Raw genomic sequence first — 24,238 nt, 5'->3', positions numbered from 1 at the left:
GAACGATTTCTGTCCGGTGTTGTCCAGAGCACGCCGGGAGGTATATCCGAGTTGTCCGTTCTAGCGTGACTTCATGGGCAACGAGGCGAGCGACGACAGGGCCGAGGGCGGGGGCGAGCGGTCGGAGGGCGGGAGGGGCGGGGGCGAGCGTTCCGAGGGCGGGCGACAGGACCAACAGGACCAACAGGACCGACGGGGCCGGCCGTCCTGGTGGTCGGCTTTCAGACACTCCCCGTTCTTCTCCGCCACCGTTGTCGTGCTGATCATCTCGGCGGGCGCGGGGCTCTTCGCCGGCTCGTACACCTACGCCTTCGCCAACCCCACCCCGCACCGCATCCCCACCGCCGTCGTGCTCCCCGACCACGGCACCCCCACCGAGAAGGCCTTCGTCGACGGCATGGAGAAGGCCCTGCACGCCTCGCTCCGGCTGCACGTCTACCCCACCTACCCGCGCGCCCGGGAGGCCGTCGAGGAGCAGACCGTCTTCGCGGTGCTGCGGGCGCGCGGGCGCGGGGTCGCGCTGGACGTCTCCGGTGCGTCGGGGGCCTCGGTGGCCCAGGTGCTGACCGAGGCCGCGCCGAAGGTGGGCCGGGCGCTCGGGGTGCCGGTCCTCGTCAGGGACGTGAACCCGCTCCAGCCGGGCGACCCACGCGGGCTCGCGATCTTCTACATCTCGCTCGCCGCCGTGGTCATCGGCTTCATCGGCGCCATCCAGCTCAGCGTCCACGCCCGCGCCCTGGAGCCGGGGGAGCGGATCGCCTTCACCGTCGCCTACGCGCTGCTCGGCGGCTTCGCGATCGCCGCGATCGTGGACTGGGGGCTCGGGGCGCTCGACCTGCCCTTCCTGGAGTCCTGGATGATCCTGGCCCTGACCATGTTCACCTCAGGCATGGTCTTCTCCATGTTCAACGTCCTCTTCGGACGATGGGCGCTCATCCCCACCTGGGGCCTGATGGTGCTCCTCGGCAACCCCTCCTCGGGCGGCGCGGTCTCCTGGCCCCTGCTGCCCTCCCTCCTCGGCCACATCGGCCGCTGGCTCCCCCCGGGCGGCTCGGTCAACGCCCAGCACACCGCCGTCTACTTCCGCGGCCACCAGCACGCCTTCCCCTTCCTCGTGCTGGCCGCCTGGGCCCTGCTGGGCTGCGCCGTCTTCTGGACCTGGCGCCACCGCCACCCCGGCGGCCGCGAGACCCCCCTGCGGCAGCCCGAGCGCTGACCGCCGGGCTCCGCCACTCGGAGCAGTCCCGGTTGTCGGCCGGCCCGGGGTCGGTTGTCCTGAGGACATGCTCAAGGGCTTCAAGAACTTCCTGATGCGCGGTGACATCATCGTCGTCGCGGTGGGGCTGATCATCGCCCTGGCCTTCTCCACCCTGATCCTGGCGTTCACCGACAACGTCATCAACCCGATCATCGCCCGCGCCCAGGGCGGCACCTCCGCCGGCCTCGGCTGGCAGCTCGGCCAGGCCGGGAACAAGGCCACCTACCTCAACATCGGCGCCTTCATCTCCGCCCTGATCTACTTCATCGTCTTCATGGCGGTGGTCTACTTCCTGATCGTCCTGCCCTACAAGGCCATCCAGGCCCGCCGCGGCATGACCGTCTTCGGCGACCCGGCCCCCCTCAAAACCTGCCCGGCCTGCCTAGCCGCCGACCTCCCGGAAGCCGCCTCCAAATGCCGCTACTGCGGCACCGCCCAACCCACGGCCCCCGCGACGGGACCGGGCAGCGGGCCGAGCGGACCCTGACCGGCGAAGCGGCCCCTGACCGGCAGGTGGCCCCATACGAGAACACCCCCTCCGGAAGATCCGAAGGGGGTGTTCCTGCCCTGACGGGCTGCGGTGGCTGGGGCCGGGGTCGAACCGGCGACCTTCCGCTTTTCAGGCGGACGCTCGTACCAACTGAGCTACCCAGCCGCAGCGGTCCTGACGGGATTTGAACCCGCGGCCTCCACCTTGACAGGGTGGCGAGCACTCCAAACTGCTCCACAGGACCTAGCTCGTGCGAGAACCAGTCTCGCACATGGTGTTGCGTGCCCCCAACGGGATTCGAACCCGTGCTACCGCCTTGAAAGGGCGGCGTCCTGGGCCACTAGACGATGAGGGCTGATGGCCCACCTGGAGCGCCTTCCGGCGCCGTCGGGGACGTGAGAAGCATATGGGATGCCGGGGAGGTTCGCCAAAACGGTTGAGGAAGAGCCGGGCGGTGGGCGCGCCCGGGGGCTGTTCCCGGCCGGGAGGGGGCGGCTGACCTCGGCTTTCGCGAGGTCGAGTCCGCCGAGGTCAATTTGGTCCCAGGTCTGCGGCCGGTGCGTGTCGCGGTCCGGGTAGACGCCGACGGCCGTCTGCTCGGCGGCGACCGGGTGGCAGACGAGGTCGAGGGCGAGGTCGACTGGGCGTCCTCTGGGCGCGGATCCCGGCGGCGAGTTGGCGGCCGGCGCGGCCTTCGGCGGGGTCGCCCCCGGCGGCGACCGAGCGGTCGGGGGTGCACTGCGGGTCGCCGACGCCCGCGCTGCGCGGCGCTGCCGCATGCCGATCCCCGGCCGGTACGGATCCGCGCCACGGTCGTCCCCGATCCCCGATCCCCGGCCGGTACGGATCCGCGCCACGGTCGTCCCCGATCCCCGGCCGGTACGGATCCGCGCCACGGTCGTCCCCGATCCCCGATCCCCGGCCGGTACGGATCCGCGCCACGGTCGTCCCCGATCCCCGGCCGGTACGGATCCGCGCCACGGTCGTCCCCTTCCGGGCCCCGCTGCCGGACAATGGCCACGTGCTGGAGATGACGCGCGAGGAGTTCGAGGAACTGGTCGCCGAGGCCCTGGACCGGATCCCGCCGGAGCTGACGCGGCTGATGGACAACGTCGCGGTGTTCGTGGAGGACGAGCCGCCGGCCGACGGTCCGCAGCTGCTCGGGCTCTACGAGGGGACGCCGCTGACCGACCGGGGCGAGTGGTACGCGGGCGTGCTGCCGGACCGGATCACCGTCTATCGCGGGCCGACGCTGCGGATGTGCGAGACGCGCGAGGACGTGGTCGAGGAGACGGAGGTCACCGTGGTGCACGAGATCGCGCACCACTTCGGGATCGACGACGAACGGCTGCACGCGCTCGGCTACGGCTGATACGGCCGGGGCCGGCGGCCGCGGGTGGCTATGACTGATAGGCCGCGGCCGGCGGCAGCGGGTAGTTACGGCTGACACGGCTGCGGGCTGCGGCCTTCCGGCGTCCGTTCCGGGCGGCGTTTATCACGCGGTGCGCGTCTCTGGGCCCGGGCGTGTCCTGGGCGGGGCGGGTTCAGTTGGGCAGGGCGTCCGTGACCCCCGCGCCCTGGAGGCCTGCCCGCATGCCCGGATCGCCCGCTCCCCGCTCCGTCCGCCCCGCCCGCCGTCCTGGGGCGTCCCGGGCCTCCCGGGCGCCCAGGGTCGCCCGGGCGACCCGTGTCCTGCGGGGGCCCTGCGCGGTGGCGGCCCTCGTCGCCGCGGCCGTGGCCCTGGCGGGCTGCACGAGCGTCTCCGAGGGGCCGAAGCGACCGGGGTCGCGCCACACCGCCCCGCACCGGGACGGGGCGGCGGAGCCCGGAGGCGCGGCGAACGCGGACGCCAGGGCGCGTACGTACCCGGACGACGATCAGGGGGACGACGGCAAGAACGGCGGGGACGGCAAGGACGGCAAGGACGGCAAGGACGGCAAGCGGGCGAAGGACAAGAAGAAGGGGAAGAAGGGCGAGAAGGGGGACAAGGAGGCGAAGGGGTCGGCCTCGGCCTCCGCGCCGGGCGAAACCGAGCCCTCCCCGGCCAAGCCCCCGAAGGGCGGGCAGGGCCCGCACCGGCCGGTGCCGTCCGCGCCCTCGTCGCCGTCCCAGGGCGGGCCCTCCACCGCGGCCCCCTCGGACCCGGCGCCGGGCACCCAGGAGCCGCCGCGGCCGACCACCTCCGCGCCGGACTCCCCGCCCGCCTCCCCGGCGCCCGACGAGGAGGAGGACGACTGACGCCGGCCCGCCGGGCGCCCGACTGGCACGGGCCGCGTGGTGGATTTGCTCTTGGGGGGTGGAAGTGCGTATGGTGGTAGATCGTTTGATCCCATTTGCCCGGCGCCAAACCGAAGAGCGCCGCGTGGCGCGTTCCTTACCTTCCCGTGGCTGACCGCACTGAGGCGGTTTTTTGCGACATCACACGGAGCTTGGGCGCGTGCCGAAACTCCGGAAGGTTTCGCATTTCGCATGTCCGTTGCCACTGACCACGCCGTCATGCCCGCCGCCGACGAGCAGACCGAGCTGACCGAGCAGGCCGAGCGCACCCAGACCGACGAACCCGCCCAGACCGAGCCCCAGACCTCTGCGGAGCAGACCCCCGCCGAGCAGCCGCAGCTCACCTTCGCCGACCTCGGCCTCCCCGAGCAGATCGTCCGCAAGCTGGCGCAGAACGGCGTCACCACGCCCTTCCCGATCCAGGCCGCGACCATCCCGGACGCCCTGGCCGGCAGCGACATCCTCGGCCGTGGCCGCACCGGGTCCGGCAAGACCCTGTCCTTCGGGCTCCCGCTGCTGACCACGCTGGCCGGCGGCCACACCGAGAAGAAGCGCCCCCGCGGCCTCATCCTCACCCCCACCCGTGAGCTCGCCATGCAGGTGAGCGACGCGCTGCAGCCGTACGGCGACGTCCTGGGCCTCAAGCTCAAGGTGGTCTGCGGCGGCACCTCGATGGGCAATCAGATCTACGCGCTGGAGCGCGGGGTCGACATCCTCGTCGCCACCCCGGGCCGGCTGCGCGACATCATCGACCGCGGCGCCGCGTCGCTGGACAAGGTGCAGATCGCGGTCCTGGACGAGGCCGACCAGATGGCCGACATGGGCTTCCTGCCCGAGGTCACCGAGATTCTCGACCTGGTGCCGCAGGGCGGCCAGCGGCTGCTGTTCTCCGCGACCCTCGAGAACGAGATCGACACCCTCGTCAAGCGCTACCTGGTCGACCCGATCACCCACGAGGTGGACCCCTCCGCGGGCGCGGTCTCGACCATGACCCACCACGTGCTCGTGGTGAAGCCGAAGGACAAGGCGCCGGTCACCGCCGCCATCGCCGCCCGCAAGGGCCGCACGATCATCTTCGTACGGACCCAGCTGGGCGCCGACCGCGTGGCCGAGCAGCTGCGCGACGCCGGGGTGCGGGCCGAGGCGCTGCACGGCGGCATGACGCAGGGCGCCAGGACCCGGACGCTGGCCGACTTCAAGGACGGCTATGTGAACGTGCTGGTCGCCACGGACGTCGCCGCGCGCGGCATCCACGTCGACGGCATCGACCTCGTCCTGAACGTGGACCCGGCCGGGGACCACAAGGACTATCTGCACCGGTCCGGCCGTACGGCCCGGGCGGGGCAGAGCGGCACCGTCGTCTCGCTGGCGCTGCCGCACCAGCGCCGGCAGATCTTCCGGCTGATGGAGGACGCGGGCGTCGACGCCTCGCGCCACATCGTCGGCGGCGCCGGCGTCTTCGACGAGGACGTGGCGCGCATCACGGGCGCCCGCTCGCTCACCGAGGTGCAGGCCGAGTCGGTGGCGAACGCCGCCAAGCAGGCCGAGCGCGATGTGCAGGAGCTCACCCGCGAGCTGGAGAAGGCGCAGCGGCGGGCGACGGAGCTGCGCGAGGAGGCCGACCGGCTGACCGCGCGTGCGGCGCGGGAGCGCGGCGAGCAGGTGGCGCCGGCGCAGACGACCGCCGCTGTGGAGGCCGAGGCGGGCGCCCCGGCGCCGGAGGCCCCGGCCGACGGCTCCGCGGACGTCGTGGTGCCCGCGCAGCGCTCGGCCGAGTCCGTGGTGGCCGAGGCCGACGCCCCCGCGGCTCCCGTCGCCGCGGCGGAGGCCGACGAGGCGCCGCGCCGCGCTTCGTACGAGCGCAGGGACGACCGGGGCAACTTCGAGCGGCGGGAGCGCCGTGAGGACCGCGACCGTGGCGGCTTCCGCCGTGACGACCGGCGTGACGACCGCCGCGAGGACCGCCCGCGCGGCTCGTACGACCGGCGTGACGACCGTCGTGACGACCGGGGTGGCCGTTCCTTCGAGCGCCGGGACGACCGTGGTGGCTTCCGCCGCGACGACCGGCGTGACGACCGGGGTGGCCGCTCGTACGACCGCCGGGACGACCGGGGCGGCTTCGAGCGGCGGGAGCGGCGTGAGGACCGGGACCGTGGCGGCTTCCGTCGTGACGACCGTCCGGGCCGCTCGTACGACCGTCGTGACGACCGCGGTGGCCGTTCCTTCGAGCGTCGTGACGACCGTGGCGGCTTCCGCCGCGACGACCGCCGTGACGACCGTCCTGGCCGCCCGTTCGAGCGCCGCGACCACAACCACCGGGGCGGTGACCGTCCGTTCGGCCGCGACCGCCGCGACGACCGTCCGGGCCGCCGTGACGACCACCGGCCCGGCAACTCCGGCGGCCGGTCCTACGACCGCTCGCACGACCGGTCCTTCGACCGCCGCGCCGACAAGCCGCGCTGGAAGCGCAACGGCTGACGGCCGCCGATCCGTCGGCTGGAAGCCGACGGAGAGGTCAGGCCGATCGGCCTGATGAGGGGCCGTGCAACACCCGGTTGTTGCACGGCCTTTCGACCTCCTGGGGTATTGGCTCGGGTCTTCGCCCCCGGCCGAGCTATGCTGCGGGGGTGCGGGTCATTAGCTCAATTGGCAGAGCAGTGGACTTTTAATCCATTGGTTCAGGGTTCGAGCCCCTGATGACCCACGTGGCGAACCGCAGGTGTGCACCGCTGACCTGCGGTTTTCGTCGTTTTTAGATCATGGTGTCACCCACCTGCGCCCGAGCGGATGCCGTCTCCTGCCGCTCCGCTCAGGCTGATCTTGCTGCTTCGAGCCATCCGGAATCCAGCAAGGCGTAAGGAGACACCTCGTGCGACTCGTGACAACGCTCCGCGGTCTCGTCCCGGTCATGATGGTGGCGGCGTCGGTGTGGGGGGTCCCCGCGTCGGCCGCGGCCGGGGGCCATGGCGGCGGGGGCGGCGGCGGGCACGGCCACGGCGACGAGCTTGCCCATCACCATGCCCATGACGGCGGACACGACCGCCGCCAGGACGACCGCCGCCACGGCGACCATCGCCACGGCGAAGGCGGCGGCGAGGGCGGCGGCGGTGGCGGCGGGAATCAGCCCGATGTGGCCTGCGGGGACGTCGCCGCGCTGATCAGCGCCATCACCGACGCCAACAACGCGGGGTCGGGATCGATCACGCTCGCGTCGAACTGTGTCTACAGCCTCACCGGCCCGGCGGTGAGCCCGGGGACGAACGGGCCCGACGGGCTTCCGGTGATCACCGGCAATGTGACCCTCAGCGGGTCCGACACGACCATCACCCGGGCTTCGGGCACCGCGTTCCGTATCGCGGAGGTCGCTCCCGGGGGGACCCTGGACCTCTACGGCATCACGATCTCCAACGGATCGGCGACCACCGGGCCCGCGGGGCTCAACGGGGGCGGCATCCTCGACGCGGGAACGCTGAGGCTGACCTCGAGCGCGGTCACCGGGAACACCGCGAGCAACCTCGGCGGCGGTATCGAGGTCGCGAACAACGCCTCCCTGACGCTCAACTCCAGTCAGGTGAAAGGCAACACCGGGGGCGACGGCGGTGGCGTGCACATCAACACGGGGGGCTCGCTGACGGCGCTCGGCAGCCAGATCTCCGACAACACCGCCAACGGCTCGGGCGGCGGGATCTCCAACTTCGGAAACGTGACGCTCACGTCGGTGGAACTGCGGGGCAATCGGGCCATCAACTTCGAGGGCGGTGCGATCACGACGAACGGCGGCGATTTCACCATGAATTCGGTGATCATCGACGGTAATAGCTCAGGAAGTCATGGAGGTGGTATCGCCAACTTCGGAAGCCAGCTGCTGATGCAGTCCGCAGTCCTGACCAACAACACCGCCGGGGGGAACGGCGGGGGCCTGTACAACGCCTCGGGAACCGCTCAGCTCATCGGCGACCAGGTGACCGGGAACACGGCAGGCGGCGGCCAGGGCGGTGGCATTTTCGTGGCCGGCGGCACGGTGACACTGACCGGGACCACCGTCTCCGGCAACATTCCGAACAACTGCGTCCCCGGCCTTCCCGGCTGCTGACGCGGCTCGGCCTGGGCAGCGGCCTGGGGAGCGGCCTCGCGTGAGCGCGGCCCCCGACAGAGAACTCTGCCGGGGGCCGCGCTCATCGACCGGGGAGGTCATCGGCCGGGGAGGTGGTGCCGTGATCCCGCTCGGGCGGGCACACGGCACCTGCCCCATCAGTAGCCGTAGCCGCGCTGCGACTTCTTGTTGTTCTTCTTGCCGTTCTCGTTCTTGTGCTCGTTCTTCGCGTTCTCGGCGAGAGCGATGTTGGTGCAGGGGCGGCCGATGTTGGTCTCACCCGTCGGGCCCACGTTGCCCGTGTTGGCGATGGGGCCGGTGCGAACGTCGCAGTCGTTGCTCTGGATCGCCGCGGCGGAGTTGGTGAAGTTGGTGCAGGCGCTGCCCACGTTGATGTCACCGGTGCCCGACACGCTGCCTGTGTTGGCGATCGCGCCGGTGGTGGTGTCACAGTCGTTGCGCTGGATGGCGCCGCCGGAGCCGAACAGGGGGCCGTTGCCGTAGGCGCTCGCGCCCCCCGCGGTGCCGATGATGATCGCGCCGGCCGCTGCGGCCATGAGAGCGGCCTTCTTGCCAATCTGCATTGGTTGGTGCCTCCATTTAGGGTCTCCGCGAATTCCGCAGACGCATAGACAACGAAGGCAATTCACCAAGGATCCGGTATCGGTCGCAGCTTCACCCGTCCGCCGCAGTAAGGATATCTTTTCCTTTATTGGCCTGAATGCATGAGTGCGGCCCCCGGCAGACAACTTCGCCGGGGGCCGTGCTCATCGACCGGGGAGGTGGTGCTGTGATCCCGCTCGGGCGGGTACACGGCACCTGCTACATCAGTAGCGGTGGCCGCGGTGGTGCGACTTCTTGTTGTTCTTCTTGCTCTTCTTGCCCTTGTTCTCGTTCTTGTGCTTGTTTTCCTCGTGCACGTTCTCGCCGAGGGCGATGTTGGTGCAGGGGCGGCCCACGTTGATGTCACCGGTCGGCGACGGGTTGCCCGTAGCGGCGATCGGGCCGGTGGTGACGTCGCAGTCGTTGCTCTGGGCCACCGCACTGGAGGTGGTGAAGTTGGTGCAGTCGCTGCCGACGGTGACCTCACCGGTCGAGGACACGCTGCCGGTCGAGGCGATCATGCCGGTGCTGGTGTCACACGAGTTGCTCTGAACGGCGCCGCCGGAGCCGAACAGGGGACCGAAGCCGTGGGCGCTCGCGCCCCCCGCGGTGCCGATGACCATCGCGCCGGCCGCTGCGGCCATGAGAGCGGCCTTCTTGCCAATCTGCATTGGTGGGTGCCTCCATTTAGGTTCTCCGCGAATTCCGCAGACGGCTTGACAACGAAGGCAATTGGCGAAGGATCCGGTGCCGGGCGTAGCTTCACCCGTCCGCCGCAGTAAGGCTATCTTCGCCTGATTCCGCGCCGTTCGGCTCCGAAATGGCAAGGCCCCCGGCGGGAGATGCCGCCGGGGGCCTTTGCGAAGCTGTCAGCACCTCAACGCCCTGAGCGCTTACCGCCCTTGCCGTCGACGGCCCCCGACATGTTGACGCAGTTGGTTTCCTGGGTGACCTTGGGTCCAGGCGCGAGCGGCGAGATGGTGATGTCCCCGATGGTGGACCTGGTGTCGCACTTGTTGCTCTGAAGCAACGCACCGCCGGTCTTGCTGTAGTTGATGCAGTTGGTCCGGCTGGTGATATCACCTGCCGGGGCGAGGCCCGGGTTGATGGTGATGGATCCGATCGTGGACGTGTGCCGGCAGCGGTTGCTCTGCTCGAGCACTCCCGACTCGCTGTAGTTGAGGCAGTTGGTCTCCGTCGTGATGTCGCCTGCCGGGGCGAGGCCGACAATCCTGATGGGCCCGATGGTGGAGTTCGTGTCGCAGTCGTTTTTCTGGCTGCCTGTCCCTCCCGGCACGGACTTGGTACCCGAGTCGTTGTCGGTGGCGCCGGCGCTGCCCGCGCCGCCGATGGTCAGCGCACCCACGGCTGCCAGAAGCAACGCCGTCCTCTTGCGCCTGTGCATAAAGCCTCCAAGTGAGTTCTCGACGGTTATCCGCGAACATCTGACTAACGAGGGCAGTCGGTGATGGGTCCCCGAGTCGCCGCACGTCTACCCGTCCGGCGCATTAGGGACATCGTCACTCTGCGTCGGCCGTTCGATTTCTCTGGGCAACGCCAAGGCGGCCCCGGACGGGATGGTGTCCGGGGCCGCGATGGAGGCCAGAGAGGCGCTCACCCTGCTTTTCTCATTCGGGGTGAAGCGGCGGGCGTGGCATACGGTCAGCCGCCGTAGCCGCCACGGTGGCCGCTGCCGTAGTTGCCGCTGCCGCTGTAGTTGCCGTTCCCGTTGTCGCTGAGGTTGTTGTTGCTGTAACCGCTGTTGGTCGAGCGGACGCTGGTGGTGGCCTTGGGGTAGGAGATGTTGCTGCAGGCGCTGCCGATGTGGATGTCGCCCGACCCGGCGGCTCCGGAGATGGGGGCGAGCGTCCCGACGGAAGTGTCACAGTCGTTGCTCTGGTAGGCGGCGCCGCCGTAGTCGACGTTGGTGCAGGGGGCGCCGATGTTGACGTCGCCGCCCGGGGCGAGGAGGGAGCCGTAGGCCATGGTGCCGACGCGCGTGTCACAGTCGTTGCTCTGGAAGCTGCCACCGCCACCGCCGCTGTAGGCGGACGCGCCACCGGCGCCGACGATCACCATGGTGCCGGCGGCGGCGGCCAAGAGGGCTGCCTTCTTTGCGATGTTCACTTAATTCCTCCGGGTGGGTGTCTGCCGCGAAATCACGGACATCCACGTCAACGAAGAAAATCTGTAAAAGCTTCGGGTTTGCTATCAGCTTCACTCGTCCGGCATAATTGGTCGCTCTTTCGCTTCGCTCGCCTTGCGCTTCCGTGAAGGAAATACGGGCGATCTGACCCCGGATGACGGCCGCCTGAGGGGGCTTTTATATGAAATACGAAAGCGAGTCTGTCAACCCGAGCCCAGGCCGGAATCACTCATTCCGGGTTGTTCGACCGGCCGAACGAGTGATATATCCGAGCCTCCCGACGCAGCACTGGGTGAGGCACACGCCCACAGACGGCTTCGTCGAACCGCACGCGCGGCCCGTGTTCGCGCCGCTACGGTAAGTGCGCGAGATGTCGCCGGGGGGATGGCGAGCGGATGGCCGGGAGGCGGGAGGAGACAGGGATGGGGCACTCACGATCGGGTGCGGGCGGCGGCACGCCGGCCGAGCACCTGGAAGGGCTTCTCGCCCGCGCGCAGAACGGCTTCGAGATCGACGAGGCGGTGCTGGGCCAGGCCCGGGACGCCCTGATGCACCAGTCCGAGCTGCGGTCCTGCCGGCAGTGCAACGAGCCCGCCGGCCCGCTCGGCTACAGCACCTACCGGCACATTTTCCTGCTCCCCGACGGCAGCAGCCTCCTGCTGTGGGAGCTGGAGCACAACACCGGCCCCGACCGCGCCCCGCTGTTCGAGCTGTACGCCGACGAGGAAGCCCTCGCCCTGGCCGAGCGCCGGGTCCACGAGCGGATCGGCGGCGCCCGCTGGGACGAGCTGGAGGGGTTACCCCTGTGGCTGCCCGAGCAACTGCTGCAGTCCGTCGCGCCGGTGGGCACCTCCCGCGCGTACGTCTCCGACAACTCGGCCGACCACGCCCGCCGCGTCCTGCGCCGCGCGGAGAACCCCGACCGCCCCGGCGCCGACACCGAGCAGCTGCTCGCCACCGCCTTCGCCCACGACATCGCGCTGGCCCCCAAGCCGCGCCGCCGCTCCGGCGGCCCCGACGCCACGTGGTGCCGCTTCTACGAGCACGCCTTCCTGCTGGCCGGCGGGGACGAGATCGTCCTGTGGGAGCTGGAGCACAACCTGACCGCCGACGGGCGGCTGGTGTGCGAGGTGTATCTCGACGAGGTCTCCGCCGAACTGGCCGCGGACCGCCACGCCCGCGCCCTCGGCGTGGACCTCTGACGCCTCCGCCTCTGGCACCCCCTTCCGCCGCCCCGGCGCCCCCTCCCGCCGCACCCACCTGGCCGACACCGGCTCGCCCGGCGCCCCGTCACCCGCGAGCCTGAGGAGGAGGGCGCGGCGCGGCGTGCGAGACGGCGCGGCGTACGGGACGGCGCGGGCCAGGCGTCGCGTACGAGACGGCGCGTACCGGCCGGATCCGCCGGCCGGGGCCGCCGGGCGGAGCGGGCCGGGGAAGCGGGCCAGGGAAGCGGGAGCGACCGGTGCGGGTGCGAGGGAGCAGAGCGCGTACGGACGCCCGTACGGACCCGCGCGGCGAAGGGCGCCCGGCGCGGCGTACGAGACCCGCACGGCGTACGGGCCCGCACGTGCCCCGGCGCGCGAGGCCGCGCGCGGACGCGCCCCGCGCGGGGGACGAGGCGCCCGAGGGCATGCCCAGCCCCCGCTTCGCGTCCTGGCTCCCCGCCATCCTCATCGTGGGCGGGGTCGTCTACGACATCAGCAGCCCGCCGGCCTACACCGCCGCGCCCTTCTTCGCCGCCGCCCCGCTGGTCGCCGCCCCCCTCTATCCGCTGCGGCTGACCGCCCTCACCGGGGCCCTCGCCGTCACCGCCGCCTGCCTGCTGGCCGAGCTGCACGGGGTCCGGGACTGGGCCCAGTCGGCCACCGAGATCGCCACCGTCGTGACGGTCGCCCTGCTGGCACTCCTCATCAGCCACGTCGTCCGCCGCGGCGGCAGGCGGCTGGCCTCGGCCCGCGGCATCGCGGAGGCGGCCCAGCGCGCCGTGCTTCCCGTGCCGCCGGCCCGGCTCGCCGGCCTGGACGTCGCGGCCCGGTACGTGGCGGCGGAGCAGGACGCCGCGATCGGCGGCGACCTGTACGCCGTGCAGGACACCCCGCACGGCGTACGGATGCTCATCGGCGACGTACGGGGCAAGGGGCTGGGGGCGGTCGAGGTGGTCGCGATCACCGTCGGCGCGTTCCGGGAGGCCGCCGAGCAGGAGGCGACGCTGGAGGGGCTCGCGCTCCGGCTGGAGCGGGCGCTGCAGCGCGAGCGGGCCCGGCGGGCCGACTTCGAGCAGATCGAGGGGTTCATCACGGCGGTGCTGGCCGAGATCCCGCGCGGCGACTCCCTGCTCCGGCTGATCAACAGGGGCCACCCCGCGCCGCTCCTGCTGCACGCGGACGGCTCGGTGCGCTCCGCCGAGCCCGAGGTGCCGGCGCTGCCGCTGGGGATGGGCGACCTGGGGGCCTGGCCGGACCGGGTGGAGGAGCTGCCCTTCGCGGAGGGGGTGACCCTGCTGCTGTTCACCGACGGGGTGAGCGAGGCACGCGACGCGCAGGGCACCTTCTACGACCCGGAGGCCCGGCTGCGCGGCCGCCGCTTCGCCACCCCGGTGGAGCTGCTCGACGCCCTGGTGGCGGATGTGGAACGGCACACGGGCGGCGGCACCACGGACGACATGGCGCTGCTGGCGCTGCGCCGCGCGCCGGTGACGTCCGGCGCCGTACCCGAACACGCTCCGTAGGACACGCTCCGTAGTGGAGCGTGATCGTTTCGGGTAACAATTGACACACGATCAACCCGAGAGCGTTTCTGAGCGTGCCCACGACACCACTGACTCGCCCTCGTTTGCCCGAAGTTGGGCGTTAAGTTCACCTCAAAGGTTCCTCTGATTCCCCGGAACAGCTTGGAATCACGTCACGGCTTCTATTAACGTTCGATAACGCAGCGCGGTCGTCACCGCCGCCGCAAGAGGCGGCACCGTGCGCCGTCGCCGAATCCCGCACGCACAGCAGCAGCACCAGCAGCACAGCGACAAAGCAACACCAAGGGAACCGGGGAACCACCAACCTTGGGGTGAATCGGGTCGAACCTGACCCGTAGGAGACCTTCCTGCTCCGAACCCGTCAGCTAACCCGGTAGGCGAGAGGGAAGGAAAGGAGTGCGCCCGCGTGGCGTCCAACAGGTCTGCCCTTGAAGAAGCCCCGTCCCGCACATCCGGTGCCGGAGCGGGGACAGCGACCCGCTACGGCTCCTGGTTCGAACCGGCCGCCGAGGCGAAGGCCGGCCGGGACACCGAGACGTGGGAGGAGTGGAATCCCACCGAGGAGTCCATAGCCCCCGTGCGCGGCCGGCACCGCGTCCCCAAGCAGCGCGGCGGCACGATGGCGCGCAGCGGCGCCGTCCTCGGCGTCGGCGTGATCGCGGCCGTCGGCGCGGGCGGAATGGCCAGCGCCAAGGACCGCCCCAAGGCCCCCATCTCCATGCCGGACCTCGGCCACATCGCCGGCCAGGTCAAGGAGGCCCTCCCCGACGCCGCGGACCTGCCCGGCATCGGCTCGCTGATCTCCGACTCCGACTCGGACTCCGACGGCCCCGCCACCTCCGCGGCCCCCCTCTCCCAGGCCGGCCTGACCACCGAGGACCAGGCCAACGGCGCCACCGACGCGGGCGAGGCGCTGCGCGCCCGCATCCTGCAGCAGGCCGAGAACCAGCAGAACGCCGCCGACGAGTCGCAGCGCCAGGCCGCGGCCCGGGCCGCCGCCCAGAAGGCCGCCGACGCGGCGGCGGAGCGGCAGTCCGACATCGACGCGAAGAAGAAGGCCGCCGAGGCGGAGGCCAAGCGGAAGGCCGAGGAGGCGGCCCGCAAGAAGGCCGAGGCCGAGCGGCTGGCCAAGCTCGCCGCCCAGTACACCCTCCCCGTCGCCTCCTACACCCTGACCGCGTCCTTCGGCCAGGCGGGCGACATGTGGTCGGCCGACCACACCGGCCAGGACTTCGCCGCCCCCACCGGCACCCCGGTCAAGGCGGTCCACGGCGGCACCATCACCTCGGCCGGGTGGGCCGGTTCGTACGGCTACCGCATCGTGCTCAAGCTCGAGGACGGCACCGAGATCTGGTACTGCCACCTGTCCTCGATGGTCCGTACGTCCGGCTCGGTGACGACCGGCGAGGTGATCGGACGCGTCGGCGCCACGGGCAATGTGACCGGCCCGCACCTCCACCTGGAGGTCCGGCCGGGCGGCGGCGGCCCGATCAACCCGATGCCCTGGCTCCGCGACCACGGACTGACCCCATGACCGGCGACCGTCACCTCCTGCCCGGTGGCCTCCCGACCGGGTGACTTCCCGACCGGGTGACCTCCCGGACCTCCCGACCGGGTGACCGGTCCGGCCCCGAAACCCCGGCGGCCCTGGCGCTCTCTCCCCCCTTGACGCCAGGGCCGTCGGTCTTTTCACGAGGCCTTTTTCACGAGGCATGGTTTCACGGGCGCTTGGCCCGCCCGTTTACGAGATCTTGGGTGAGTGCGGGCCACGACGGGGGAATACGCCCCTCCGCCCCCGCGCTGAAACAACGTATGGCTGACACCACACAGACCCCGCAGTCCCCGCAGACCACCCAGCCCGGCCACCGCAAGCGGATCGGCGGTCTGTCCGTCCACCCGCTCTCGCTCGGCGGGAACGTCTTCGGCTGGACGGCGGACGAGGCCGAGTCCTTCGCCGTGCTCGACGCCTACGCGGCGGCGGGCGGCAACTTCATCGACACCGCGGACGTCTACTCCGCCTGGGCGCCGGGCAACTCGGGCGGGGAGTCCGAGACCATCATCGGCGACTGGCTCGCCTCCCGCGGCGACCGCGCCGACATCGTCCTCGCCACCAAGGTCGGCGCCGGCGTCCCCACCCCGCGCGGCCTGTCCGCAGCGGCCGTCAAGGCGGGCGTCGACGAGTCCCTGAAGCGCCTGCGCACCGACTACATCGACCTGTACTACACCCACTACGACGACCCCTCGGTGCCGATCGAGGAGATCATCTCCACGCTGGACGAGCTGGTGAAGGCGGGCAAGGTCCGCGAGATCGCGGCCTCCAACATCTCCGCCGAGCGCCTGGAGGCGGCCCTGGACTTCTCCGCGAAGGAGAACCTGGCCCGCTACGTGGCCCTCCAGCCGCACTACAACCTGGTCTCCCGCGACACCTTCGAGGGCGAGCTGGCCGAGGTCGCCGCCCGCCACGGCGTGGCGACCGTCCCGTACTACGCCCTCGCCTCCGGCTTCCTCACCGGCAAGTACCGCCCCGGTGCCACCATCGACAGCGCCCGCGCCCAGGGCGCGGGCAAGTACCTGGACACCGAGCGCGGCCAGAAGGTCCTCGCCGCCCTGGACGACGTGGCCGCCAACCACGGCGCCGAGCACGCGACCGTCGCCCTGGCCTGGCTGGCGGCCCAGCCCACCGTCGTCGCGCCGATCGCCAGCGCGCGCACGGTGGACCAGCTGCCGGCGCTGCTGGCGGTGGCCGACCTGGAGCTGACGAAGGAGGAGCTGGCGCTGCTGACGTCGGCGTCGGAGTGACTCTGTTTGCGGTGAGTATGGGACGGCGACACGCCGTGGTGTCGGCGTGTCGCCGTCCCAAACTCACCACAAAACGCGGCGGGGAGGGCACCAGGCCCTCCCCGCCGCGCGATGTTCCAGGTGTGCCCTAGGCCGCGGCCGCGACGCTCCGCCGGTCGGCGGCGGCCCAGGACGCGGCGGCGACCCCGCCGGCCACGGTGAGGACCGAGGGCCAGGCCCCGAGCTTCTTGGCGAGCGGGTGCGACCCGGCGAAGGCCGCGACGTACAGCCCGCTCAGCACCGCCGCCGTCCCGGTCCCGGCCTTCTGCTTCCAGCCACGCGCGGCCACCACCCCGGCCGCCGCCAGCGCCACCCCGCCCAGCTGCCGCTTCTTGGTCCAGCGCGCCACCCCGTACCCGCCGACGAGCCCGCCCGCGGCCACCACACCTGCCGGAATTCCGGCCATGACCTCTTACCTCCACTGTGAGGGTGCCTACTCCCTCGACCCTATGCCCGGCCCGGCGGCCCTACGCTCCGGTGGGGTCATGATCGGGCACCGACTCTGCAACAGCCCCGCTACCTGCTCATGATCCAGTTCATCACGCGGGACCCGCCCCCGCCGGAGAGCCGGGTCCCGAAGGCCCCGCCGCCGTCGGAGCTGTAGCTGTTCAACCCGTTGGCCGCGGCGCCGAACACCAGCCGTGCCGTGTGCCCGTTGCGCCGGCTCGCGTCACAGCTGTCGGCCGTGTACGCGACGAACCCCGCGACCCCCTGGTACGAACCCTCCCGCGCCTGCGCCTTGAACACGCCGTCCTGCCCCTTGGCGAGCGTCACCGGAGGACGCGCGACGAACTGCCCCGAACTCAACCCGTAGTCGCTGCGCACAAGCCGACACCCCGTCCCATTGCGCACCCGCACCTCAACGCCGCGGACGTCCTCACCCTCCCCCCGCACACCCCCACTCCCCACGGCCTGCGCCGAAGCACCAATGGCCGGCACACCGACCACCACCCCAGTCACCACCCCAGTCACCACCCCTGTCACCACGGCTGCGACCCAACGCGACAGTGGCCTCATGACGGTCTCCTCTTCTAGGCACGAGTGATCACCACCATGCCCACAGCCACCCCGCACCCAGCCGCACCGACACGTCCACCTCCACCGCCCGGCGGTCACCCACCAGCGGCAACCCGCCCCCGCGCCCCCGTGCCATCCGTCCCTGCCCCTACGCTCGGCGCATGGGCGTATCCATCTACTACCAAGCGCGCCGCTCGACGCCGCCGACCGAAGCCGAGACCGCCGAGGTGGCACGCATCGCCGCCGCCCACCAGGCGTCTTTCCCGTATGAGGACGAGGAGAGCCTGTACCTCTACGACCACGACGGCAGCGACCCGGACGAGATCCTGGCCGGATCCACCAAGCTCCCCCTCGCCCCCGACCGCCTCCTGCCGGTCACTGCCCATGTCCTCGCCTCCGTGACCGAGCTCCGCCGGGCCCTGCCGGACGCCGAGTGGCAGGTGCACATCGACGACGTGGACATCCCGTGGGACGGGGACGAGGGATACGCCCTGCCTGGCACGCGCGCCTAGCGCTTCCTCAGCGCTGCCCGCGCCGAACAGCCACGACGAAGTCCCCCCAGGCGCCCGCCGAAAACGCGAGCACGGCCCGCTCGGGGTCCTTCGAGTCCCGTACGGCGATGCCGCCCGGCCGGAAGGCGGCCTCGACACATTCTGTTGCTCCGGCGCCGCTGTACGAGGACTTGAACCAGTGGTCGTCGGTCGCTGATATAGGGGCTTTGCTCATCAGATCTCCTCGCGGATGCGTTCGATGAACTTGGATGAAGATGTCATGTCCATAGCCTGAGCTCGAATGTAGTCGAACGCCAGTCGATAGCGCTCCAGCTCTTCGTCCTTCTCCATAAAGATCGAGCCGACGTGGACATCGACGTACACCACGTCGAGAGAAGACTCCGCGCCGCCGAGGATCACGAAGCTGCCCATGGCCGCTGAGTGAGCCCCCTTGGAGAAGGGCAGCACCTGGAGCGTGATGTTGGGCGACTCGTTGGCGTGCAGCAGATGATCCAGTTGCTCCCGCATCACGTCCGGGGAGCCGACCACTCGCCGGAGCACCGACTCGTCGAGAACGGCCCACAGGTGCGGCGGCTTCGCGCGGGACAGGATCTCTTGGCGCTTCATGCGGATGTCGACCAGACGCTCAATGTCTTCGGGTGACAAGCGCATCTCAGAAGCGTGCTGCACGGCTTCCACGTACCTACGTGTCTGCAGCAGCCCCGGCACGTAGACACAGGCGAAGTGATCCTCGCGGATGGCGTCGTCCTCCAGCGTGAGCAGGAGGTTCAAGGTCTCCGGGATGGAGTCTGCGAATGAGCTCCACCAGCCTTGCTGCTTCGCAGCCTTGGCCAGTCCCACGACGGCCTTGCGCTCGGCCTCGCTCGCCCCGTACTCACGGCACAGAGCATCCACGATGGGCCACTTCACTGGCCCCTCCTGCGTCTCGTACCGACTGACCGTCGCCTTGGAGACACCGACGAGTTGTCCGGCCTCCTCCAGAGTCATCCCCTTGCGCGCCCGCAACTTGCGCATCATGGCGCCGAGCTGACGGCGACGAGTAGTAGCCCGCGCTGGCATGGCGGTTCCCTCTCCCTCTGCGCTGCACCACGACTGCGGTCAGCGCAACCAGGCTAGAGCGCCGCTGAGTTGGCGCCCTGCCAGATTCACCCTTCCGGGTTCTGTGAGAAGTTACATAAAGAGACTTCTCAATGCGATACTCGCAACGTGAAGCTACGCAGCGCAGTCGTACGGACACGACTGGGCGCAGCGCTGGTGTAGCGCCCGAGGGAGTGTGGCCATGTACCGCTTCTCAGTCACCAAACCCCATCAACGCCGATGCGTCCTCCCCTTCACGGCCGAGCCCCCACAACTGGCGCTCCTCCGCCACACCGTGAGAGCGCAGCTCGCCGCCTGGGGGATGTCGCCACTTGCAGACGAGGCCCAGCTGGCCGTCACGGAGCTGGCCTCAAATGTCATCAAGCACGTGGGGGAGGGCACCGCCGCCACCCTCGTCCTCGATGTCGACGCCGACCAGCTCCGCGTTGAGCTGCACGACAAAAGTCAGAGTGAGCCTCGGTGGCTCCCGGCCGGGTGTGACGAGGAATGCGGCCGTGGCCTGCATCTCCTTGTCGGCATGGCGGCCGCATGGGGCACGATCCGAACCGCTGCGGGCAAGGCGGTCTGGTGCGAGCTGGCCCTGCCGCCGGACGAGAACCGGCGCCGCATCCAGCGCGCGATGGCCGTGATGGAGACCTACGGCCGCACGATCGACCACCCGGCGGCGCGGCTACCACGCCGCCCCGTCCTGGAGGAGTCGGCCACCAGCCTCATGGTGGATCTTCTCCACTGGGCCGCTGCGCAAGGGCTGGACCCCGACGACATCCTTGATCGCGCACAGACGCACTTCGAGGCGGATCTGCCCGCAGCCTGCGCGCCTCCCTACCCCGCTGCGAGGGCTGAGTAAGTCCAGACATCGGCGGGCAAGGCGTGCTTGAGTCGCCAGACGATCCCCATGGGCTTGCTGCCCTCGTGGGACTCGTACTCGGCTGGCCCGAGCAACATCCACGGCTGCGGCCCGCCGATGTCCGTCTTCTTGTAGCGCCGAACGAAGAGCAGTACGTGCGTGCCGCGTTGCTTGTGGTGCTGGTAGCGCTGGCCCGTGGGAGACGCCTCGGAGATCTGGTTCTGTGACTCCCAGTGGAAGCGCTCCGGGCTCATGGCGTAGTCCTTGTAGCGCGTCTGTGGTGAGAAGTCCTTGTCGTCCTTCTCGAGCGTGATCAAGAGTGCATCGGTCTTGAGGCCCTCGCACCACTTCACGCCTTCACGGAAATTGGCGGGCAAGGAGCCCCCCACGTCCGCTTGGCCGAGGGCGGGCAGGATTTCTTCGCGGCTGTACGAGGCATGGACGGTTAGCGGAATTCCGCTGTGGTCGCCCAGGAGTGGAATCGGGTAGTGGTCAGTGCGCTCCAGGTTGTAAGCGAGGACCTGGCGGAGCTCGCTTCGGAAGGCCTTCTGGGGGCTAAGTGACTCGAATCCTGCTGGGTAGCTGGAGAAGCCGCCGCCATCTGGCCACAGGGAGAAGAAGAGCATCCGTGCATACGCGCGTCCTGCCGCATCCAGCGTGTCGTACGCAGGGGCGTCGTCGGCCAGCATGCGGCTGTAGGCGTCCACACGCTGGGGGTCATCGACGTGTAGGAACGCCGATACGCGCTTGAGGAGCTGCTCCTCACCTTCTGGCGCGGCATCCGTGAGCAGATTGGCGCGCCTGAGGAGGCGGGTCCAGGAATTGTTCGCCCGGTAGAGCTCTTTGAGCTCCCGCTGGCTCTCGTTGAGGTATGCGCCAAGCCGTGGCTCGGCGTATGCGGCGACCTCTTGCGTCAGTTGCCGTACGTTGACGTTGATCTGCGTCTTGATGTTGTCCAGGATCCGCTCCTTTGATTTGCGGTCCAGGATGATCTGGCAGCCCGACGGAAGCTGTGGGAAGTCATGCTCGATGTGCTCGACAAGTCGGTTCCGTGTGAAGTTCGTCAGCGCACGGAACTGGTCTTCGAAACGGAATTCCTTGCGGTGTTGGCCGATGAAGTCGAGCACCGTTAGCACGGCCTTGTCTGGTGTACGGCGCAACCCACGACCAAGTTGCTGGAGGAAGATCGTGGCGCTGGAGGTAGGGCGCAGCAGCAGAAGGGTGTCCACATCGGGGATGTCGAGCCCTTCGTTGAGCAAGTCGACCGAGAAGATGATCTGGAGTCGGCCGTCCTTCAGGTCGGCGAGGGCTTGGGCACGCTCGGGGGCCGGGGTCGTCCCGTCGAGCGCTTTGGCATTCAGCCCTGCCTGACGGAAGTAGTCAGCCATGAAGTGGGCGTGCGCCACGGAGACACAGAATCCCAGCGCTCGCATCGACCCCGGATCCGTCACCTTCTCTTGGACGGCCTTCACGATGAGGCGCGCCCGAGCGTGGTTGCCGGTGTAGAGCTGGCTTAGCTCTCCTGTGTCGTAGGCGCCTTTCTTCCAGGTGAGCCCCTCTAGGTCGGTGTTGTCGGCGATGCCGAAGTAGTGGAAGGGGCTGAGGAGGTCGTTCTCCAACGCTTCCCACAGCCGCATCTCAGCTGCGATGTGCCCCTCGAAGAACTCGTCTTGGACGTTGCGGCCATCCGCGCGTTCGGGTGTGGCAGTGAGACCAAGGAGCTCCATCGGCTTGAAGTGGTCAATGATCTGCCGGTAGGTCCGAGCCACCCCATGGTGGAACTCGTCGATGACGACAACATCGAAGTGGTCGGGAGCGAAGCGTTCCAAGGAGCGAGCGTTGAGAGACTGCACGCTGGCGAACACGTGAGTCCAGTCCTGTGGGACGTCCCCACCGACCAACAACTCGCCGAAGTTCGCGTCCACCAGTACGTCTTGGTACGTACGAAGCGACTGCTTCAAGATCTCCTGGCGGTGAGCGACGAAGAGCAGACTGAGCGGGTGGCCTGCATGCTGCTTGCGCAGCGCCCGGTAGTCCAAAGCAGCCATGACGGTCTTGCCGGTGCCCGTGGCCGCGACGAGCAGATTGCGGTGTCGGCCGTGGAGGTCTCGCTCGATGCGGAGCCGTTCGAGCATGTCTTGCTGGTGTGGGTACGGCCGTACCTCGAGGCCGGAGAGGCTGATCGCGTGGGTGTCGCCGTGCTGCTTGCCGCCAGCGAGGAGGAGCGCTTCCTGGAGCCTGCTGCCGTCGCGGGTGGGGTCGTACGTCTCGAAGGCGGGTTCGCTCCAGTACGAGTCGAAAGTGGCCTCGAACTTCTTCAAGACGGCCGGCGTGGCTACGGAGGAGAGCCGGACGTTCCATTCGAGGCCGTCGAGGAGCGCCGTCTTGGAGAGGTTGGAGCTACCGACGTACGCGGTGTCGTAGCCGCTGTTGCGCCGGAACAGCCAGGCCTTCGCGTGTAGACGCGTGGACCGTATCTCGTAGTTGACCTTGACCTCGGCGTTGAACTCTTGGACGAGCCGATCCAGGGCGCGCCGCTCCGTCGCTCCGATGTAGGTCGTCGTGATGACGCGGATGGGCACGCCTCGATCACGGGCCGCTGCTAGCGAGTCTTCGAGCACGCGCAGGCCGTGCCACTTCACGAAGGCGCAGAGAAGATCGACGCGGTCTGCGGTCGCCAGCTCGGCTCGGAGTTCGAAGCCGAGGTTCGGGTCCTCGGGGGAGTTGGTGATGAGGGCCGTCTCCGAGAGCGGGGTGGCCGGGCGTACGGAGTAAACGCCTGGGGCCTGCTGCTCGGCGATGGCTGTTAACTGGCGCGGGCCGTCGGCGATGAGATGAACCCACTGCTTAGCTCCGTCGAGAGTGCTGATGGACTCGAGGATGTGGTTGGCAGCGGCGACCTGCTCCGCGCGTGAGAGTGTGAGGAAGAGCTGCTGGACCGTCTCGGCGATGTGGCGGGCGAGCACGTGAGGGGACGAGTGCTCGCCGACCGTCTGCTCAATGGCCTTCCAGCCGTTGGCATCCAACAACTTGAGTTGTTCTTCGAGACGGGAGGTGATCAGCCGTTCGTACAAACCGAGCACCGGCGTTGCTTGGTCTGGAAGGTGATCGGCCATAGCAGCATCTCCCCATCACGTTGAGTGGTGCTGCAGTTCTATCAACCACCTCGGACACCGTGCTGGCACCGGCGGCTTGTGGCGTTATCTGCGACGTGAGTCACGCAGTGCGTTGGTCGAACGTCTCCCCGTTGCGCCAGATCACCGAGGCACCCGACAAGTTGCACAGCTCGATGAGATCTTCTCGGGGGCGAGAAGGCAACAGCACCGCTAGGGACGGAGTGGGCTTGATGTAGCGGCGGTAGTCGTAGAGCTGCCCTATGGCCATGCGTACGGCCTCTCGGGTGACACTGCCCTTGGCCTCGATGAGGACGTTGTCGGTCGTGTCGTGGAGATCGGTGAACAACGGCCTGACCTCACCCGCTGGGACGATCTTCTTCCGCGTGACGTTGTGGCCTTGTGCTTTCAGGTGGTCTCGGTAGGCGGTGACCAACGGAGCCTCACGACGTTCTGCCTCACGCTCTTCCAGGTTGGGGCTGACGACCATGCGCTCGGTGTGTTGCTTCTCGATTTCTACGTCCTGGACCACGTCGTCGCTGGTCGGGGTGAGCGGGATCTGTTCGCCCAGTGAGGCAACGGTGCCAAGCGGCTTGAGACGAAACATGATCACGCTGCGGATCTCGCCATTGGCGTCAGGCGCGTCCCTGTAGTACCACGCTGGATCCGTGGCGAGCGCGAACTGCCCCACGTACGCGACAACGCTCCGCGCCACGGATTCGAAGAGATGCAGGGCACGCCCGCGCTCCTGATGCCCGAGAATCGCGGAGTTCCCTCGGGTCATCTCCTGGTCGCCATGCTGGCCTTCGCCGGTGTAGTGGTAACAGCCGTCCGCGCCCCAGCCGTCGAAGTAGCCAACCTTGCGTCCCCTGCTGGGGTTGCTGAACAGGAAGACTTCTGTCTTCGTTGGGGCGATCCCGGCTTGTCGGTTGCCCTTGTACCGAGCATGGACCTCAGTTCGTCTGAGCTCCTCGCCAGGAGTGATGTCCCACATGGGTCCCCCAAGATCCGAGATCGTGGTCGACCCAAAGGTTAGTCATATGAACGTATTAAGTGGAGCTCGGGTGGCAGGTCACGGCTGGCCCTGCGGGTGCGGCGGCGGACCGGCCGGGGGCCAGGCTGGGTAGGCGTACGGGGTGGGCTGGGCGTAGCCGGGGGGTGGGGCGTACGTGGTGTGAGGTGGGAGGGGCCAGTAGG

22 protein-coding genes, 4 tRNA genes and 1 riboswitch are annotated in these 24,238 nt (G+C 69.5%); of the genes, 13 read left to right on the top strand and 13 right to left on the bottom strand.

What is annotated here, in order from left to right; all coding sequences use genetic code 11:
* Positions 1 to 73: 73 nt before the first annotated feature.
* The gene (locus ABFY07_RS36030; protein WP_346178541.1) at positions 74 to 1,216 is read left to right on the top strand and encodes an ABC-2 transporter permease; all 1,143 of its coding nucleotides are present in this window, start codon (positions 74 to 76) and stop codon (positions 1,214 to 1,216) included.
* A gap of 67 nt (positions 1,217 to 1,283) precedes the next feature.
* Positions 1,284 to 1,745 carry a large conductance mechanosensitive channel protein MscL gene (locus tag ABFY07_RS36025; RefSeq protein WP_346178540.1) on the top strand — a complete coding sequence of 154 codons (462 nt, stop codon included), beginning with the start codon at positions 1,284 to 1,286 and terminating at the stop codon, positions 1,743 to 1,745.
* A gap of 94 nt (positions 1,746 to 1,839) precedes the next feature.
* Here the strand turns inward: ABFY07_RS36025 and ABFY07_RS36020 are convergent.
* From ABFY07_RS36020 to ABFY07_RS36010, 3 genes are all read right to left on the bottom strand, one after another.
* Positions 1,840 to 1,913 (bottom strand) — tRNA-Phe (locus ABFY07_RS36020).
* 4 nt (positions 1,914 to 1,917) lie between these two features.
* A tRNA-Asp gene (locus ABFY07_RS36015) sits at positions 1,918 to 1,992 on the bottom strand.
* A gap of 38 nt (positions 1,993 to 2,030) precedes the next feature.
* A tRNA-Glu gene (locus ABFY07_RS36010) sits at positions 2,031 to 2,103 on the bottom strand.
* Positions 2,104 to 2,769: 666 nt separating this feature from the next.
* On the opposite strand from ABFY07_RS36010, the gene ABFY07_RS36000 reads away from it, so the two are divergent.
* The 5 genes from ABFY07_RS36000 to ABFY07_RS35980 all read left to right on the top strand — a co-directional run bounded on the left by ABFY07_RS36000 (position 2,770) and on the right by ABFY07_RS35980 (position 8,118).
* Positions 2,770 to 3,120, top strand: coding sequence for a metallopeptidase family protein (locus ABFY07_RS36000; RefSeq protein WP_065962632.1), 351 nt, complete (start codon positions 2,770 to 2,772; stop codon positions 3,118 to 3,120).
* A 221-nt stretch (positions 3,121 to 3,341) separates the two neighbouring features.
* The gene (locus ABFY07_RS35995; protein ID WP_346178539.1) at positions 3,342 to 3,986 is read left to right on the top strand and encodes a hypothetical protein; all 645 of its coding nucleotides are present in this window, start codon (positions 3,342 to 3,344) and stop codon (positions 3,984 to 3,986) included.
* 231 nt (positions 3,987 to 4,217) lie between these two features.
* Entirely contained in the window at positions 4,218 to 6,503 is a 2,286-nt protein-coding gene (locus tag ABFY07_RS35990) for a DEAD/DEAH box helicase (protein WP_346178538.1), read from the top strand.
* Positions 6,504 to 6,656: 153 nt separating this feature from the next.
* Positions 6,657 to 6,729, top strand: a tRNA-Lys gene (locus tag ABFY07_RS35985).
* 165 nt (positions 6,730 to 6,894) lie between these two features.
* Complete coding sequence (locus tag ABFY07_RS35980) at positions 6,895 to 8,118, top strand: autotransporter outer membrane beta-barrel domain-containing protein (RefSeq protein WP_346178537.1); 1,224 nt, start codon at positions 6,895 to 6,897, stop codon at positions 8,116 to 8,118.
* Between the two features lie 158 nt (positions 8,119 to 8,276).
* On the opposite strand, the gene ABFY07_RS35975 is transcribed toward ABFY07_RS35980, so the two are convergent.
* From ABFY07_RS35975 to ABFY07_RS35960, 4 genes are all read right to left on the bottom strand, one after another.
* Positions 8,277 to 8,702: a hypothetical protein gene (locus tag ABFY07_RS35975; RefSeq protein WP_346178536.1), complete on the bottom strand. Its 426-nt coding sequence runs from the start codon at positions 8,700 to 8,702 to the stop codon at positions 8,277 to 8,279.
* Between the two features lie 243 nt (positions 8,703 to 8,945).
* Positions 8,946 to 9,392 carry a hypothetical protein gene (locus ABFY07_RS35970; RefSeq protein WP_346178535.1) on the bottom strand — a complete coding sequence of 149 codons (447 nt, stop codon included), beginning with the start codon at positions 9,390 to 9,392 and terminating at the stop codon, positions 8,946 to 8,948.
* A gap of 206 nt (positions 9,393 to 9,598) precedes the next feature.
* Positions 9,599 to 10,126, bottom strand: coding sequence for a hypothetical protein (locus ABFY07_RS35965; RefSeq protein WP_346178534.1), 528 nt, complete (start codon positions 10,124 to 10,126; stop codon positions 9,599 to 9,601).
* A gap of 257 nt (positions 10,127 to 10,383) precedes the next feature.
* The gene (locus ABFY07_RS35960; RefSeq protein WP_346178533.1) at positions 10,384 to 10,848 is read right to left on the bottom strand and encodes a hypothetical protein; all 465 of its coding nucleotides are present in this window, start codon (positions 10,846 to 10,848) and stop codon (positions 10,384 to 10,386) included.
* A 441-nt stretch (positions 10,849 to 11,289) separates the two neighbouring features.
* Here ABFY07_RS35960 and ABFY07_RS35955 point away from each other — a divergent pair, with 441 nt between their 5' ends.
* The 4 genes from ABFY07_RS35955 (at position 11,290) to ABFY07_RS35940 (ending at position 16,415) form a co-directional block, all read left to right on the top strand.
* The gene (locus tag ABFY07_RS35955; protein WP_346178532.1) at positions 11,290 to 12,069 is read left to right on the top strand and encodes a DUF6227 family protein; all 780 of its coding nucleotides are present in this window, start codon (positions 11,290 to 11,292) and stop codon (positions 12,067 to 12,069) included.
* Between the two features lie 428 nt (positions 12,070 to 12,497).
* Entirely contained in the window at positions 12,498 to 13,595 is a 1,098-nt protein-coding gene (locus ABFY07_RS35950) for a PP2C family protein-serine/threonine phosphatase (protein ID WP_346178575.1), read from the top strand.
* Positions 13,596 to 13,873: 278 nt separating this feature from the next.
* A riboswitch (cyclic di-AMP (ydaO/yuaA leader) is annotated at positions 13,874 to 14,011 on the top strand.
* A gap of 11 nt (positions 14,012 to 14,022) precedes the next feature.
* The gene (locus ABFY07_RS35945) at positions 14,023 to 15,150 is read left to right on the top strand and encodes a M23 family metallopeptidase (RefSeq protein ID WP_346178531.1); all 1,128 of its coding nucleotides are present in this window, start codon (positions 14,023 to 14,025) and stop codon (positions 15,148 to 15,150) included.
* A 278-nt stretch (positions 15,151 to 15,428) separates the two neighbouring features.
* Positions 15,429 to 16,415 carry an aldo/keto reductase gene (locus ABFY07_RS35940; protein WP_346178530.1) on the top strand — a complete coding sequence of 329 codons (987 nt, stop codon included), beginning with the start codon at positions 15,429 to 15,431 and terminating at the stop codon, positions 16,413 to 16,415.
* A gap of 127 nt (positions 16,416 to 16,542) precedes the next feature.
* Here the strand turns inward: ABFY07_RS35940 and ABFY07_RS35935 are convergent, their stop codons facing one another.
* On the bottom strand, positions 16,543 to 16,860 hold the full coding sequence (locus ABFY07_RS35935; RefSeq protein ID WP_346178529.1) for a hypothetical protein: 318 nt from the start codon (positions 16,858 to 16,860) through the stop codon (positions 16,543 to 16,545).
* A gap of 110 nt (positions 16,861 to 16,970) precedes the next feature.
* Positions 16,971 to 17,279, bottom strand: coding sequence for a hypothetical protein (locus ABFY07_RS35930; protein ID WP_346178528.1), 309 nt, complete (start codon positions 17,277 to 17,279; stop codon positions 16,971 to 16,973).
* A gap of 353 nt (positions 17,280 to 17,632) precedes the next feature.
* Here ABFY07_RS35930 and ABFY07_RS35925 point away from each other — a divergent pair, with 353 nt between their 5' ends.
* On the top strand, positions 17,633 to 17,983 hold the full coding sequence (locus ABFY07_RS35925; RefSeq protein WP_346178527.1) for a hypothetical protein: 351 nt from the start codon (positions 17,633 to 17,635) through the stop codon (positions 17,981 to 17,983).
* A 7-nt stretch (positions 17,984 to 17,990) separates the two neighbouring features.
* Here ABFY07_RS35925 and ABFY07_RS35920 read toward each other — a convergent pair whose 3' ends face one another.
* A complete protein-coding gene (locus tag ABFY07_RS35920) occupies positions 17,991 to 18,197 on the bottom strand; it encodes a DUF397 domain-containing protein (RefSeq protein WP_346178526.1) in 207 nt (68 codons plus the stop codon).
* Positions 18,197 to 19,042, bottom strand: coding sequence for a helix-turn-helix domain-containing protein (locus tag ABFY07_RS35915; protein WP_346178525.1), 846 nt, complete (start codon positions 19,040 to 19,042; stop codon positions 18,197 to 18,199). The genes ABFY07_RS35920 and ABFY07_RS35915 overlap by 1 nt, the downstream gene beginning before the upstream one ends.
* A 220-nt stretch (positions 19,043 to 19,262) precedes the next feature.
* Here ABFY07_RS35915 and ABFY07_RS35910 point away from each other — a divergent pair, with 220 nt between their 5' ends.
* Positions 19,263 to 19,928 carry an ATP-binding protein gene (locus ABFY07_RS35910; protein ID WP_346178524.1) on the top strand — a complete coding sequence of 222 codons (666 nt, stop codon included), beginning with the start codon at positions 19,263 to 19,265 and terminating at the stop codon, positions 19,926 to 19,928.
* On the opposite strand, the gene ABFY07_RS35905 is transcribed toward ABFY07_RS35910, so the two are convergent.
* Positions 19,904 to 23,044: a DEAD/DEAH box helicase gene (locus tag ABFY07_RS35905; protein WP_346178523.1), complete on the bottom strand. Its 3,141-nt coding sequence runs from the start codon at positions 23,042 to 23,044 to the stop codon at positions 19,904 to 19,906. The genes ABFY07_RS35910 and ABFY07_RS35905 overlap by 25 nt on opposite strands.
* Positions 23,045 to 23,144: 100 nt before the next feature.
* The gene (locus ABFY07_RS35900; RefSeq protein ID WP_346178522.1) at positions 23,145 to 24,035 is read right to left on the bottom strand and encodes an SRA domain-containing endonuclease; all 891 of its coding nucleotides are present in this window, start codon (positions 24,033 to 24,035) and stop codon (positions 23,145 to 23,147) included.
* Positions 24,036 to 24,238: the final 203 nt, after the last annotated feature.

Origin of the sequence: Streptomyces sparsogenes subsp. cuspidosporus (genome assembly GCF_039532705.1) — a bacterium.
In the GTDB taxonomy this organism is placed as follows: domain Bacteria; phylum Actinomycetota; class Actinomycetes; order Streptomycetales; family Streptomycetaceae; genus Streptomyces; species Streptomyces sparsogenes.
Note: the sequence above shows the minus strand (reverse complement) of the source record. Positions and strands in the feature narration are given on the sequence as shown.